Source organism: Acinetobacter sp. ABJ-A23_2 (genome assembly GCF_044538765.1).
Taxonomy (GTDB): Bacteria; Pseudomonadota; Gammaproteobacteria; order Pseudomonadales; family Moraxellaceae; genus Acinetobacter; species Acinetobacter nosocomialis_A.
Genome location: NZ_JBIUCP010000006.1, coordinates 85,976 through 101,011, shown reverse-complemented (window position 1 = coordinate 101,011; position 15,036 = coordinate 85,976). Strand labels below are relative to the sequence as shown.

The following is a 15,036-nucleotide window of genomic DNA, read 5'->3' as shown; positions in this document are numbered from 1 at the left end:
AAGTTACTGAAAATATAAAGTTAAATTTTGGTGCTTACAGTTCTTCAAAGGCTTTCACCATTTCTGAAATACTTAAGCGTTGTACATCTTGTACTCGAATCACATAGGGATGGGTGACTACTTGATAAAGTCGTTGAGACAAAGCTTGTATATCATTTAAAGCCACTAGACCTTGAGTAAGTTCTCCAGATGAGAGTTGGTACTCTACCCCTTCACTACAATTGTAAGCAACAACAGGTATATTTAAAATTAATGCTTCAGCAATCGTGAGTCCGAAACCTTCTAAGCGTGAAGTCAAAATTAGACTATTACTTTGCTGAATAAACTGATTAGGCTGAGTTTGCCAACCTAAAAAATCAATACGTTTAGTCAATCCTAAAGTTTCAGTAAGGTGAATTAATTCATCTAATAAAGGTCCATCACCGACTATTGCCATACGTCCAGTTAGACCACTTTCAGCAAAAGCTTTTATTGCGACATCAGGTTGTTTTTCTTCAGATAAACGTCCGACAAAAATTGTATTCCATTTTTTTTTAATGCTATTTTTATCATCTGGTAAGTTACTCTTGAGGCGTTTCACATCAATACCATTATGAATGACTTTTACCGTAGTCTCTTGAATATGCTGTTGAATAAGATTTTTAATATCTTGATTAACAACAATAAGTTGTTTCCCTTTAAACAAGTAATTACAGGATTTTTTACATTGCGTAAACTTCTTCAGTGCTTCTAAATACTTAAAGAAGCCTAAATTTTGTTTTCGTACTAAACCTAATATATCACCATGTACCCAAAACCAAACATTCCCTGTCAGAATCGGTGATAACCAAAAAGCATGTGAATGACCAGCAATAATAGTATCTGGTGCTAAGTCATTAATGATTTGTATTAGTTCAGCTTGTTGCTCTAAAGGAACACTTTTTAACTTATTTTTTTTGATACTACCTTGCATGAAAGCTGGCGTTATATCGAATTTGATTAGGTTCAAGTCTTCAGGATAGGTTGTGCGAATATTGTTTGAATCTAATAACAAAACTGTCACATCATGACCTTTTTCTTTAAGCGCGACAGCAGTATCAATACATATTTGCTCTGCACCGCCACCATATAAATGATCTTGAATAAAAAGGTATTTTTTCATCTTAATCTTTGCTCTTATTATCGACTGATATATTTAAGCGATTATTATGTGCTGCGATAAAAGTAGACAGGCGAATAATTTTTTTAAATAAAAATAAAGAAATAATACGAGAGACTAGGTCATTACGAATCTTTCGATAATTTTTCTTAAACCGATTTGGTTTTTTCATAAAATTCTGGCGATCAGATGCAATTGAACTAGGAATTTCATCATCATGCTCAAAACAGAAATAAAATGGCACAGTATAGTGTTTTTGTAATAAATATTTCCAGTCATCGATATAGGTTAAACGTTTGATTTGTTTCTCAATAAATATACGAGCTTGTTCTCTGGTGAGTGAGTACGCAAAAGTAGCGGTATATAAATCTTTAGGACCACTTGTATTAAAATATAATTGATCTTGACTAGTATAACCTCGAATGCGGCGTCTAGAAGGTTGGGAATGACCACCTAAAAATGCAAAAGAGGGATTGGTTTCAATGAGTGAAATCAGTTTTTCATGAATTTGATTAAAATTAAAAATAACATCATCTTCAATAATAATGATGCGGTCATATTGCGTATAGTCTCCTTGTACATGACGTTGCCATAGAATCATGTGGCTCAAGAAGCAACCGATTTCACTCGGACCTAAGGCATGATCACACAAGCCTGAAAATTGACGACGCAGATTAATAAATGAAAGGTATTCAGGTAGAAGTTTTTTCCCATACACTGCTTCAAAAAATTGAAAATCAATTTGAATATCAGATACAGCTTGTTTGAGGATTTGTATTTGATGAGATATGTTGTCTTGTCTTGTTTTGCTATCTTTTAAAGACACGCATAAGATTAAGATATTCTTCATATAGATATTCACAACAAACTGATAGCAACTGCTGTTTATTCTATAAGTTTTGCACTTGAAATTAAAGGACAGAGCCAGCAAGAAAAATTTTGATTTTCTTTATTTAAGGGCGGTTATTGGGAATAATATTTTTCTACATCGCTAATTTTGGATTGATTTTTGTCATTGAGATACTTTGACAATTGGATAGAAACAACAAATAAAACTTCATAGAATACAGACCTTAGGATTAATTAAATTTAATTTTATAAATGTTAGGGCGAGTAAAGAACATATGAAGTATTTACTTGGTTGTGGTAAAGCTTCATTGATGATTCGACATACTTTGGGGTATTCAAATGCTGTAACTTAAGTGGGGGACTATCTTTTATAAACTGCTGTACCATGAGCTGCAAAAAGAAAGTAGAAAATTAAGCCACCAGTAAAATCATAATATCAGTTAAAACCAGTGGCGAGCGATGTCGTTAAGGTTGGTCGGCATTTCCTTTAAGTACCATATAAATTAATGCAACAAAAATGAGCAATGCACCAACCAAGCTACTTACACAGAAAAATAAAATACGTTGATTTGTAGTCATGTTAAATAATTCATTTGCAAGAATATAGCGCATGAAAAACCATTGTGCGAGGGAGAATACAATCACGACTAAAGCATGTCGACGTACATCAGGGCGCATAGCCATATAGCTGACCTCTTAATTGAAAGCAGCCTATTATGCCACTGACGTACTTTTTCGCAAAGCATAGCTTATGAAAACTGAATGTTTGTTTGATTTTCTCAATTAAAAAACCCTGCATAAGCAGGGTTTTTTAATTTGAAAATCTAAAAATTATTTAGATTCTTCAGCTTTTGGCTTTTCACGTAAGCGGATGCCCAAGTCGCGAAGTTGGTTCGCTTCAACAGGAGCAGGTGCTTGAGTAAGTGGACATTCAGCAGTTTTCGTTTTAGGGAATGCAATAACGTCACGAATTGAAGTCGCGCCAGTCATTAACATTACTAAACGGTCTAAACCAAATGCCAAACCACCGTGAGGAGGGGCACCGTAACGAAGTGCATTTAATAAGAAGCTGAATTTCTCTTCTGCTTCTTCATCAGAAATACCAAGCGCTTCAAAAATCGCTTTTTGCATTTCTAATGTGTAAATACGAAGTGAACCACCACCAACTTCAGTACCGTTCAATACCATGTCGTAAGCAACAGAAAGTGCTTCACCTGGATTGCTCTTCACGTCTTCTACGCTAGATTTAGGTAATGTGAATGGGTGGTGAACAGAAGTCCATTTACCATCGTCAGTTTCTTCAAACATTGGGAAGTCAACAACCCAAAGTGGAGCCCACTCACAAGTTGAAAGGTTCAAGTCGTGACCAATCTTGACACGAAGCGCACCCATTGCATCATTTACAACTTTAGCTTTATCAGCACCGAAGAATACGATATCACCATCTTGTGCACCAACACGTTCCAACAATTCAAGTACGATCGGTTCAATGAATTTCACGATTGGAGATTGAAGACCTTCAATTCCTTTAGCGAGTTCATTAACTTTGATGTAAGCCAAACCTTTTGCACCATAGATGCCAACGAATTTGGTGTATTCATCAATTGCACTACGTGGCAATGATGCTGCACCTGGAACACGTAAGGCAACAATACGGCCTTTAGGGTCTTTTGCAGGACCAGCAAATACTTTGAACTCAACTTCTTGCATTAAGTCTGCAACATCAACGAGTTTTAACGGAATACGCAAATCTGGTTTGTCAGATGCATAGTCACGCATAGCTTCGCTATATGGCATACGGCGGAATTTTTCAAATTTTACGCCAAGCAAGTCGTTAAATAGTTTAACAGTCATGCCTTCCATCAAATCCATGATTTCATCGTCATTTAAGAACGATGTTTCAATGTCGATTTGAGTGAATTCTGGCTGACGGTCAGCACGTAAGTCTTCATCACGGAAACATTTCGCGATTTGGTAGTAACGATCGATACCACCCACCATCAATAGTTGTTTAAACAATTGAGGTGATTGTGGAAGTGCGTAGAAGCTACCATTTTGTACACGACTTGGTACTAAATAGTCACGTGCACCTTCAGGAGTTGCACGAGTTAAAATCGGAGTTTCAACGTCTAAGAAACCGTGATCGTCTAAATAGTTACGGATCAAGTTAGTTACTTTAGAACGGAAACGTAAACGATCTAGCATTTCTGGACGACGGATGTCTAAGAAACGATATTTTAAACGGTGTTCTTCTGACACGTTAATCGTGTCATCATTTAATGGGAATGGCGGAGTTTCAGAAGCAGCAAGAACTTCGATTTCTTTGCCTAAAACTTCGATTTGACCACTCACCATATTTGGGTTTTCAGTACCTTCATAACGGCGACGAACACGACCTGTAATTTTTAATACATATTCAGAACGTGCTTTATCTGCAGTTGCAAATGCTTCTGGAGTATCTGGGTCAATAACCACTTGAACGAGACCATCACGGTCACGCATATCAAGGAAAATAACACCGCCATGGTCACGGCGACGATGTACCCAACCGCATAGTGTAACGGTTTGGTCGATTTGGGCTTCAGTTAAAGAGCCGCAGTAATGAGTTCGCATCATGATGAAGATTATCCAAACTATATTGGCTGAAAAGACGGATGCGTAAACCGCGCACCGTCAAAAAAGTAAGTTTTCGATTATGCCCTGTTGAATGGCATGCGACAAGAACTAGATCAAAAAACAGCTATAATTTAGCTAAAAATGAGCAATTTGGCAGCAAGTTTACTGATTAGCCCATTCTTTGTTGTCGATCTAAAAACAGGAATAATAAGCATCCTAAACTGAAAGTGCTTAACCAGCCTTGCATGAACTCATTAATAGATCGACCCGTGAAATAATAGGTGTCTGTGTGCCAAACTTCGTGTGGAATGTAACGGGCATAATCCCAAAGAGAAAATAAGCCTAAAAGTGTAGATAAAGTAAACAGGAACCAAGCAAAAATTTTAATTTTACGGCTTATTTTCCAGTGCTGTTTATGTTTTTGATAGTAATGAATACTCATCCAACCTAAAAAAGGTAATGCTAGAGCAGAAGAGCCGAGTTGAAGTAGACGGTGCAAAGGATATGGGCGACCAAAGAAATGAACCGTTTGGGATAAAAGATCTTGGAAGATGAATGTTCTAAAGTCAGAATGGGTAAGACCATCCCAAATGAGATGAGTGGCTATCCCGATAATAAGCGCAAATATAATTCCAATAAAAAACTGGATAAAACGTTTAAAAGAGCCTAATTTCAAATCATGCTGAATACCAAAAAAACGGTAAATCACAGGCCGATAAAGTAAATACCAAATGACGCAAAACAATAAACCTAATGCAAGGTTTGGGTAGAGCAAACCTTTCCATTGATGCGTCAGCATACTGGACTGAACTGTAAATAAGCGGTAAAGGTCAGGTGTCATACTACCAATAGCGAGTGCAGCAATAGGCAGTGTGTTTCGACTTAGTTTAGCAATCGGTGGGGCGATAACAGCATGAGAGATTGTAAAAGGCATTGGAAAAGGAAGCTTCTCACATCATCAAAACAATGAGTCTAACGAAACATACCTACGACTAATGTTTTTTATTGCAAAACGTTTGGAATGTTATAATATAACAAAAAAATATGGGTCATTGACTATGCAGCTCAAAACACAGCTTTTTGTTCTCTCATTATTATCATTTTCTATTCAGCAAGTGATGGCAGCAGATGAGACAAATACTAAGGAAGAGAAACCTGCCGAATTGGCAACAATTACGGTTAAAGCAGAACCTACCGTACCACCTAACAATACGTCTTTGGCAGAAGGGGCAACTAGTATTGGTAATGCCTTAAATGGTCAGGCAGGAGTTTATTCAGCTCAATATACCGGAGGGGCGAGTCGTCCTGTGATTCGCGGTCAAGATGGTACACGTGTCAAGATTGTACAAAATGGTGGCGATGTAATGGATGTTTCATCTGTATCGCCAGACCATGCCGTTACGGTTGATCCAAACTCTGCCCAAGATATTCAGATATTAAATGGTGCTGAAGCATTACTATATGGTGCAGGTTCAGTCGGCGGACTGGTGAATGTTGTTGATGAAAAAATTCCAACCAGCATGCCAGATAAGGGCTATCAAGGAAAAGCCGGTGTTCGCTACAACTCAGGTAGTGATGAGCTACTTTATTCAGGGCAAGCGACAGTCGGTTTAGGTGATCATGTTGCGCTACGTGTTGGTGGTTTAAAGCGCGATGCCAATGACTATATCTTGCCTAAAGATTTACAAACAGATGAGCGTCGTCAGGACAGCACTTTTGCCGAATCTAAAAACTATAATGCTGGACTGTCTTGGATTGGTGACCGTGGGTTTATCGGTGCATCATTTAGCCAGCGCCACGATCAATATGGTATTCCTGCTGATAACGAGCTTTTTGGTTCATGTGAACGTGATGGTTTGCATCTCGTGTGTGGAGCAGGTGATTCAACCGATCATGAGCATGATCACGAACACGATGCTTCATGGATTAATCTCAAAGAAAAGCGTTATGACTTAAAAGGTGAGTTAAAAGACCCGTTTGCAGGTTTTGCTAAAGTTGCAGCACAAGCAAGCTATACCGATTATCAACATGAAGAAATGCATAATACTGATGTCGGAACAACCTTTAAAAGCAAAGGGATTGATAGCCGAGTTACATTAGAAAATAATGCTTGGGCTGGTTGGACAGGACAAATTGGTGCGCAATATACCCAACAAAAACTGAATATTGTTGGTGATGAGTCGATTATGGACCCAAGCAAAACCCAACGTTATAGCGTATTTGGTTTGCAACAAAAACAAATCAATAATGTCAATCTTGCGGTTTCTTCTCGTGTTGACCATCAAACTATCGACATTGAGTCAGATCAAAAGAATTACACGGGTACTGGATATTCAGTTGCTGGTACAGCAAGCTGGGAATTTATTCCGCAATACAAATTGTCCCTCACAACATCACACCAAGAGCGTTTGCCATTTGCTCAAGAGTTGTATTCGGACGGTATTCATATGGCGACCAATACCTATGAGTTGGGTAATGATAACCTGAAAAAAGAACGCTCAAATAATGTTGAGTTAGGTTTGCACTTTAATAATGACCTCTTGAAATACAATGTAAGTGTGTTCCATAACCGTTTTGATAATTTCATTTATGCCAATACTTTGGATGAGTTCCAAGGCTTCCGTCTTATTCAATATAGTCAAGATGCAGCGAAGTTCTATGGCGTCGATGCTGACCTAAGCTACCAAATTTCACCTGTATATAATTTAGGGTTATTTGGCGATTATGTTCGCGGCAAAATTGATAATGAAAATGCACCACGTATTCCTGGTGGACGTTTAGGTACTAAAGTCAAAGCAGATTTTGGTGATGGCTGGGATGGTTCTGCTGAGTATTATCATGTGTTTAAACAAGATGATATTGCTAATTATGAAACCAAAGGTCAGAGCTATAACATGCTGAATTTAGGCGTTGGTTATAACGGGAAATATAGCAACATTGGTGATTACCGAGTGTTCTTGAATGCCAATAACTTGTTAGATAGCAAAATTTATCAGCATGAGTCTTTCCTCGCAAATGTTCCACAAGTCGGACGTAATTTTACTGTAGGTGTAAACTTTAGTTTCTAAGGCCTAACACGAAACTAAACTTGAAAAATCAAGCTAAAAGACCTAATTTGAAATGATCAAGTTAGGTCTTTTTTATGCGTATTTTTCAGCGAATTCATCAAAAAATAAATTGGTCAGGGCGTCGTTATATGGCGGTATTACTTTGCGTTGTTGCTATTGCATATGTTGCATCGGCAATTTACCACACAGTAAAACCATTACCACAGGGCATTAACTTTAGTGGCAAGCTTAGACATGCCGATGTCAAATTTTTAGCAGATAAAACTTATCTGGATGCCAATGGTCAGCAGAAGCTTGATCAGCATATTTTTGATGAAATCTTAAAAATGATTGATGAGGCAAAGACTACGATAGTGGTCGATATGTTTTTGTTTAATTCAGAAGTCGGTGATTCAAAAATAAAGCAAAGGCCATTGATGCAAGAGCTGACTGATGCATTAATCAATAAAAAAAGACAAAACCATCAAATTCAGATTGTATTGATTACTGACCCGATTAACTCAGTTTATGGTGGTTTAAGGCCTGAACATTATCGTCAATTACGTCAAGCTGGTGTCGATGTTATTGAAACAAATCTGGCACCTTTACGGGCTTCTAATCCACTTTGGTCTGGTTTTTGGTATATCTGTTGTCAGAATGTTGGAAATAATCCAGACAAAGGCTGGCTTCCAAACCCATTTGGTAATGAAAAAATTACATTACGCAGTTATCTGAACTTATTTAATTTCAAAGCGAATCACCGTAAGACATTGGTCGTTGATACCGATGCTGGCTGGAAATCATTGGTCACTTCAGCAAATCCACACGATGGTAGTTCGAGACACTCTAATGTGGCGTTGGTTGTAACAGGAGCCACAGCTACTGATATTCTCCAAACAGAAGCTGCTGTTGCTCAAATGTCTGGAAGTAGCTCTCCATCACTCATTTTAGGTGACTTTGAAAAAGATATAACCAAGCCTCAAGTTCAAGTGTTAACTGAAGGTGCGATCTATGAATCTGTGCTGAAACTAATTAACTCGGCTAAACCTAAAGAACACCTCGATTTAAGTATGTTCTATTTATCTGAACGCAAGATTATTGAAGCTCTAAAAAATGCTCAAGCACGAGGTGTGATTGTTCGTGTTTTACTTGATCCAAATAAAGATGCATTTGGAAGACAAAAGAATGGTATTCCAAACCGTCAGGTTGCTTCAGAACTACATGCTGTAGGTATTCCAATCCGTTGGTGTGATACGCACGGTGAGCAGAACCATAGCAAAATGATTTTGAAATATAACGACCAGCAAGCTGAGTTGATTGTAGGTTCTGCCAATTTCACTGCTCGTAATTTAAAAAATTACAACCTTGAAACGGATATGTTGGTTATAGGCAAAGTTCAAGATCAAGTCTTTAAAGATGCTCAGGATTACTTCAATACTTCATGGTCAAACTTGCAAGACAAACAGATGAGTGTGGATTACGCGAAGTATGCCGACGAGTCTAAAGTGAAGTATTGGATTTATCGTTTTATGGAATGGTCAGGGTTATCGACTTTCTAATTCTATTTTTTATATAAAAGTTGAGGTGATATGTTCACTACGGAGTCTTGCTTAGTTTGGTTCTAAACTTGGAACTTATTCGTTACCGTGATTTTGTACAAAATTAGCAAGGTGATTGGCGACATGGATGTTGCCGTTTCACTGTGTTGCAGGGAAGCAACATCAGTGAAACAAAGGTTTTTGTCACTTTTGACCTCTCAAAAGTGAGGCAGTAGCCTATACAAAAGACATTAGAACATCACTGTAAGTAAAGGCTGTGCCATAAGTCCGATTTAAGGCGCTGGCGGAATCAATTGATCCAAAGCCTTATCATCTAACTTTTCTATTTCACTCAAATCAGTCTTAATTTTCCACTGAGACTCATCATCTACCGGATTGGGTAAACGTGCCTCAAGCCAATCACAAACGACATCTGGATTAAACTCAGGGTGATTACACTGAATGATCCATGATAGAAAGTCTTTTGCTTCACCATTCATATAAGGTGGTGGTGACACCGGAAAAAATAGTGTTGGTAGACGCTCATTCGTCGAGAGATAATTTAAAACGTGACCGAGTTCTTGTACGGTTTGCCATGCAAGTGGGTGTTCTACATCAATACTGAACTTAAACCACCAAGCGTGTTCGCCATCTGCTCCATGAGCCATAATACGGGCTTCTTGTACACTTGGAACTTTGCAGAAAAATTGATGAAGACGTTCAAAACTGATTTCAGACACAGCAATTGACCTAGCTTGGAAAATGCTAATGGTAGCACAGATACAGATTCTTCATATTTTCTTTATAGTCATTACAAACAATATCAATCAAGCCTGTTTTATTCATGGTTTCTCCTTGACTCTCTTTTAATCTAGCTCTATATCAAGACAAAAGGGATGCACCATGAAAAAGCCAATCGTTCTTGTACTTTCAACTTTAATGTTGGGTATATCTGCTACTGCGATGGCGGATTCAAATAATCGCTGGGATGATTATCACGGTAGAGATAATCGACATTATGAACACCACTATGACCATCGTTATGATCGACGCGATGACCATAGACCACCGGTTTGGTCAAATGCGAACCGTGGCCATGAATATGTCGTAATCAAGCGAGGGGAGCGTATACCTGTAGAATATCGTGATAACCGCTACTTCGTTTCAGACTGGCGTGCACACCGTTTATATGAGCCACCACGTGGATATCACTGGGTGAAAACACCGAATCAATATTTATTAGTTGATTCACACCATCAAGTTTATCGTGTTCGTTAAGTCTGAAATATAGAATATAGATCATAAAAAAGCCTCAATTTGAGGCCTTTTTTATGCTAATTCATCATCTTGTGGTTGAGGAGTTTTTAGAGATGCTAGAGTCTTTGAGTGCTTTTCTTTCATTACCGATGGATAATTCCATGAAGCAAAACGAACCACTAAAATTGAAATCGCTAAAATTAAAATTGAACCGGTAATAATGACTTGATCGATATCTGCTTTATGGTCATGTTGGATATCTGAAATCAGCAAACGAGTTAGGGCCGTAATTGCCACATAAATAAGAAATCGAACTGGCATATGATTGGTTTTAAAATAAATACCGACCATTGCACCAAGTTCTAAGTAGATAAATAATAATAAAATATCATCAATTGAAGCATACTTTTTGACAGTTAAAATTTCAAAAACGGTATGTGCAGCTGACCAAGCCACCATACAGCCGATAATGAATAAAGCTAAATAATGAAAAGCTTCAACGGCATAGTGTCCAAACCGGTCGAGCGTTCTTTCAAACTTTTTAGGATCAGGCATAGTAAGATCTTTTTTGATATGAGTATGCCTAGAAAATAAACAAATTTTATGCCAATAGAAATAGTAAATACAAAATAAAAAACGCCTGATTACTCAGGCGTTTTTATGAAACACTTAATTATGCTTGGTTCGTAAAGTAGTCTTCACTAAAGCCCATAATTAAGTCAGCACCCGCTTTAATTTTAGCAATACGTGCATCAATATCTGGCAAAATACGTTCAACAAAGTATTGAGCTAAAGCAAGTTTGTTTTGGTAGAAGTCACCAGATTTGTCTTTAGCTGCGGCAGAAATTTTTGCAAACATATAAGCGAAGCTGAGTAAGCCCACTGCATGTAAATAATCAACAGCAGCAGCATTTGGGAAGTCTACGTTTTCAGCAGCTTGCTCAATAATAAACTGAGTAATCGCTTCAATTTCAGTTGCAGCATCTAATGTTGCATCTTTAATGAAGTTCAAATCTGTGTCTAGGTCATTTGCAAAGTCACGAATCTCAGTAATGTATTCAGCAATGAATGCGCCGCCACATTTAATAGTTTTACGACCAATTAAATCTTGAGATTGAACGCCGTTGGTACCTTCGTAGATTTGAGCAATACGAAGATCACGGATACATTGTTCCATACCCCATTCACGAATATAACCGTGACCACCAAATACCATTTGGGCATCTAAAGTTGCTTGGAATGCTGTATCTGTAAGGTAAGCTTTTGCAATCGGTGTTAAAAGCGCAACGCGATTATTGGCTTTTTTCACAGCTTCTGCATCAGTCGAGAACTTAGTGATATCGAGCTGCTGACCTACATAAACTGCAAATGCACGTGATGCTTCATTGTTTGCACGTACGTTAAGTAACATACGACGTACATCACCATGAACTAAAATACTGTCAGCAGGTTTGCTTGGTGATTGAACGCCCGCAGCACTACGACCTTGTAAACGGTCTGTCGCGTATTGAGCAGCATTTTGATAAGCAAATTCAGAAGCACCTAAGCCTTGAATACCCATTGATAAACGTTCGTAGTTCATCATAACGAACATTGCAGCAAGACCTTCGTTTTCTTTACCAACGAGGTAACCTTTTGCTCCGTCAAAGTTCATCACACAAGTTGCAGATGCTTTGATCCCCATCTTATGTTCAATAGAACCTGGACCAACATGGTTGCGGTCGCCTACAGAACCATCTTCATTTACAAGGTATTTTGGAACAATAAATAGCGAGATACCACGTGAACCTGCAGGTGCATCAGGAGTTTTAGCAAGCACTAAGTGAATGATGTTTTCTGCTAAATCGTTGTCACCACCAGTAATGAAAATTTTAGTACCGGTAATGTTATATGTACCGTCTTCATTACGCTCTGCTTTAGTTTTGATAATACCTAAATCAGTACCTGCGTGTGGTTCAGTCAAGCACATGGTACCTGACCATTCACCTGAATAGATTTTAGGTAAATAAGTTTCTTTTTGCTCTTGAGATGCATAGCTGCTTAAAGCCATACCAGCACCTACTGAAAGAAGCGGGTAGAGCATGAAGGATGGGTTTGTCGCAAATAACATTTCATCGGCAAGAACGGTAAGCATTTTTGGCATGCCTTGACCGCCCCATTCTTCATCTGCGCCTAAGCCAATCCAACCACCTTCTGCATATTGACGAAATGCATCTTTAAAGCCAGCAGGAGTAAAGACTTCGCCATTTTCGTAACGAGCACCTTCTTCATCACCAGTACGGTTTAATGGATGAGTCACGTTCTGAGCAAATTTAGCCATTTCTTCTAAAATTGCTTCAGCAGTTGCAGCATCTACATGAGCGAGTTTCTCATTAGACTGCCAAAATTGTTCTGCTTTAAATACATCATTTAAGATGAATTTCATATCAGCTAAAGGAGCATTGTAAATTGGCATAATCGTTCACCTTTTTTATGCACATCGACCTGTGCTAGATATCCTGTAAAACGAAATGGATATTGAATTTAAAGTGTAAATTTATCACTGATTTTATAAAAAAAGGACCGTCAAAACTGAGCAGTCCTTTTTTGGTTTTTAACATTGCATATCGCAACTAACTATGGTTAGAAAGCGAAATGTTCAGCATCTAATGACATCAATGGATCTAGACCACCAGCAATCACGTCTACATGAGAACGTACGCGTGGCAAGATTTTCTTGAAGTAGAAGCGAGCAGTGGTAACTTTCGCGTTATAGAAGTCAACGTCAGTTGTACCTTCTGCCAATTTCTCTTGTGCTACAAGCGCCATACGAGCCCATAGATACGCTAAAGTCACGTAACCCGCGAAGTAGAGGTAATCTACAGCTGCAGCACCCACTTCATCCGGATTTTGCATTGCACGCATACCGATTTGCATAGTGAGGTCGCCCCATTCTTTGTTTAGCGCAGCAAGTGGCTCAACAAATTCTTTCATGGCAGCATTGTCTTTATTTGCTTCTACAAACTTGTGAACAATCTTGGTGAAATCACGAAGCATTGCACCTTGAGTTTGCAAAACTTTACGGCCTAACAAGTCTAGTGCTTGAATTTCAGTTGTACCTTCATACAAGCAAGCAATACGTGTATCACGTACGATTTGCTCCATGCCATGCTCAGAAATAAAACCATGACCACCGAACACTTGAACACCGTGCTTAGCAGACTCAGAACCTGTTTCAGTTAAGAATGCTTTTGCAATAGGAGTCAATAAAGACAAGATATTGTCAGCAAACTTGCGCTCTTCTTCAGATTCACCTTTTTCAACGATATCTGCATATTGAGCTAGTAAGTAAACAAGTGCACGACCCCCTTCAGCAAACGCTTTTTGAGTTAAAAGCATGTTACGAACAGCAGGGTGAACAATAATAGGATCTGCTTCTTTTTCTGGAGCTTTAGGACCAGAAAGTGAACGCATTGCTAAACGCTCTTTCGCGTAAGTTAAGGCACCTTGGAAAGATGACTCAGATGCTGCTAAACCTTGAACAGCAGTACCAATACGTGCTGTGTTCATGAAGGTGAACATACAGTTCAAACCACGGTTTTCAGGTCCAATTAAATAACCTTTAGCTTGGTCAAAGTTGATGACACAAGTCGCGTTACCATGGATACCCATTTTGTGTTCGATAGAACCACAACGTACCGCATTACGCTCGCCCACAGTTCCATCTGCATTTACATGGAATTTAGGAACGATGAATAATGAAATACCTTTAGTACCTTTAGGTGCACCCGGAAGGCGAGCAAGAACGATATGGATGATGTTTTCAGCCATGTCATGTTCACCAGCAGAGATAAAGATTTTCTCGCCAGAGATTGCATAGCTACCATCTGCATTTGGTTCTGCTTTAGTACGGATAATACCTAAGTCTGAACCTGCATGAGATTCAGTTAAGCACATCGTACCTGTCCAAACACCTGAAACAAGGTTTGGTAAGTACGTATTTTTTTGCTCATCAGAACCATGATGTTCTAATGTACGTACTGCTCCGTGAGACAAGCCAGGGTACATACCCCATGCCCAGTTAGAGCTACCCACCATTTCAGAAATTGCGATACCTAAAGAGTTAGGTAAGCCTTGACCGCCGTATTGTTCTTCTGCTGATAAAGACGGGAAGCCAAGTTCAATATATTTTTGATAAGCTTCTTTAAAGCCTGTTGGTGTAGTTACAACACCATCATTCCAAGTACAACCTTCGCGGTCGCCAACTTGGTTTAAAGGAGAAAGTTCATTTTCACAGAAGTCTGCCGCAGCTTCTAAATATTGATCAACCAATTCACGGCTTACGTTACCTTGGAAATCAGGTAATTTTGCATAGTGTTCTTCAGCATTTAATAATTCATGCAAAACGAATTGCATATCACGTAAGGGCGCTTTGTATTGTGGCATATCGGGTTCCTCAATACTGGTGAAACCAGAGTTATAATCCTAATCTACGATAATGTGCCATAAGAGGCACCTTGAACCATTACATCGTGCAACAACTTGCATAACTGTACAAGCACCTCAGGGCCTTTACTTTGTGACTGCAAAGTCAAGAAAAAAATACTTGAAC

General features: G+C 38.6%; 12 protein-coding genes. 3 read left to right on the top strand and 9 right to left on the bottom strand.

Annotation, left to right across the window (positions count from 1 at the left end; genetic code table 11):
• Positions 1-34: 34 nt before the first annotated feature.
• The 5 genes from ACH63V_RS03895 to ACH63V_RS03875 form a co-directional block, all read right to left on the bottom strand.
• Positions 35-1,141, bottom strand: a complete 1,107-nt coding sequence (locus tag ACH63V_RS03895) for a glycosyltransferase (RefSeq protein ID WP_396462797.1) — start codon at positions 1,139-1,141, stop codon at positions 35-37.
• Position 1,142: 1 nt separating this feature from the next.
• Positions 1,143-1,988 (bottom strand): glycosyltransferase family 25 protein, encoded by an 846-nt coding sequence (locus tag ACH63V_RS03890; protein ID WP_396462796.1) that lies wholly within the window; start codon positions 1,986-1,988, stop codon positions 1,143-1,145.
• A gap of 464 nt (positions 1,989-2,452) precedes the next feature.
• Positions 2,453-2,671 carry a hypothetical protein gene (locus tag ACH63V_RS03885; RefSeq protein ID WP_063099595.1) on the bottom strand — a complete coding sequence of 73 codons (219 nt, stop codon included), beginning with the start codon at positions 2,669-2,671 and terminating at the stop codon, positions 2,453-2,455.
• A 147-nt stretch (positions 2,672-2,818) separates the two neighbouring features.
• On the bottom strand, positions 2,819-4,603 hold the full coding sequence (aspS, locus tag ACH63V_RS03880; protein WP_263614574.1) for an aspartate--tRNA ligase: 1,785 nt from the start codon (positions 4,601-4,603) through the stop codon (positions 2,819-2,821).
• A 169-nt stretch (positions 4,604-4,772) separates the two neighbouring features.
• A complete protein-coding gene (locus ACH63V_RS03875; RefSeq protein ID WP_396462795.1) occupies positions 4,773-5,537 on the bottom strand; it encodes a DUF4184 family protein in 765 nt (254 codons plus the stop codon).
• Positions 5,538-5,661: 124 nt separating this feature from the next.
• Here ACH63V_RS03875 and znuD point away from each other — a divergent pair, with 124 nt between their 5' ends.
• Positions 5,662-7,671, top strand: a complete 2,010-nt coding sequence (znuD, locus tag ACH63V_RS03870) for a zinc piracy TonB-dependent receptor ZnuD (RefSeq protein ID WP_396462794.1) — start codon at positions 5,662-5,664, stop codon at positions 7,669-7,671.
• 74 nt (positions 7,672-7,745) lie between these two features.
• Positions 7,746-9,209 (top strand): phospholipase D family protein, encoded by a 1,464-nt coding sequence (locus ACH63V_RS03865; protein WP_396462793.1) that lies wholly within the window; start codon positions 7,746-7,748, stop codon positions 9,207-9,209.
• A gap of 272 nt (positions 9,210-9,481) precedes the next feature.
• Here ACH63V_RS03865 and ACH63V_RS03860 read toward each other — a convergent pair whose 3' ends face one another.
• A complete protein-coding gene (locus ACH63V_RS03860) occupies positions 9,482-9,928 on the bottom strand; it encodes a hypothetical protein (protein WP_004705683.1) in 447 nt (148 codons plus the stop codon).
• 163 nt (positions 9,929-10,091) lie between these two features.
• Between ACH63V_RS03860 and ACH63V_RS03855 the strand changes: the two genes are divergently transcribed.
• Positions 10,092-10,466: an RcnB family protein gene (locus tag ACH63V_RS03855; RefSeq protein ID WP_263614569.1), complete on the top strand. Its 375-nt coding sequence runs from the start codon at positions 10,092-10,094 to the stop codon at positions 10,464-10,466.
• A gap of 51 nt (positions 10,467-10,517) precedes the next feature.
• Here the strand turns inward: ACH63V_RS03855 and ACH63V_RS03850 are convergent, their stop codons facing one another.
• From ACH63V_RS03850 to ACH63V_RS03840, 3 genes are all read right to left on the bottom strand, one after another.
• On the bottom strand, positions 10,518-11,000 hold the full coding sequence (locus ACH63V_RS03850) for a phosphate-starvation-inducible protein PsiE (protein WP_396462792.1): 483 nt from the start codon (positions 10,998-11,000) through the stop codon (positions 10,518-10,520).
• 118 nt (positions 11,001-11,118) lie between these two features.
• Positions 11,119-12,900, bottom strand: coding sequence for an acyl-CoA dehydrogenase C-terminal domain-containing protein (locus tag ACH63V_RS03845; protein WP_396462791.1), 1,782 nt, complete (start codon positions 12,898-12,900; stop codon positions 11,119-11,121).
• A 167-nt stretch (positions 12,901-13,067) separates the two neighbouring features.
• Positions 13,068-14,870: an acyl-CoA dehydrogenase C-terminal domain-containing protein gene (locus ACH63V_RS03840; protein WP_019457492.1), complete on the bottom strand. Its 1,803-nt coding sequence runs from the start codon at positions 14,868-14,870 to the stop codon at positions 13,068-13,070.
• Positions 14,871-15,036: the final 166 nt, after the last annotated feature.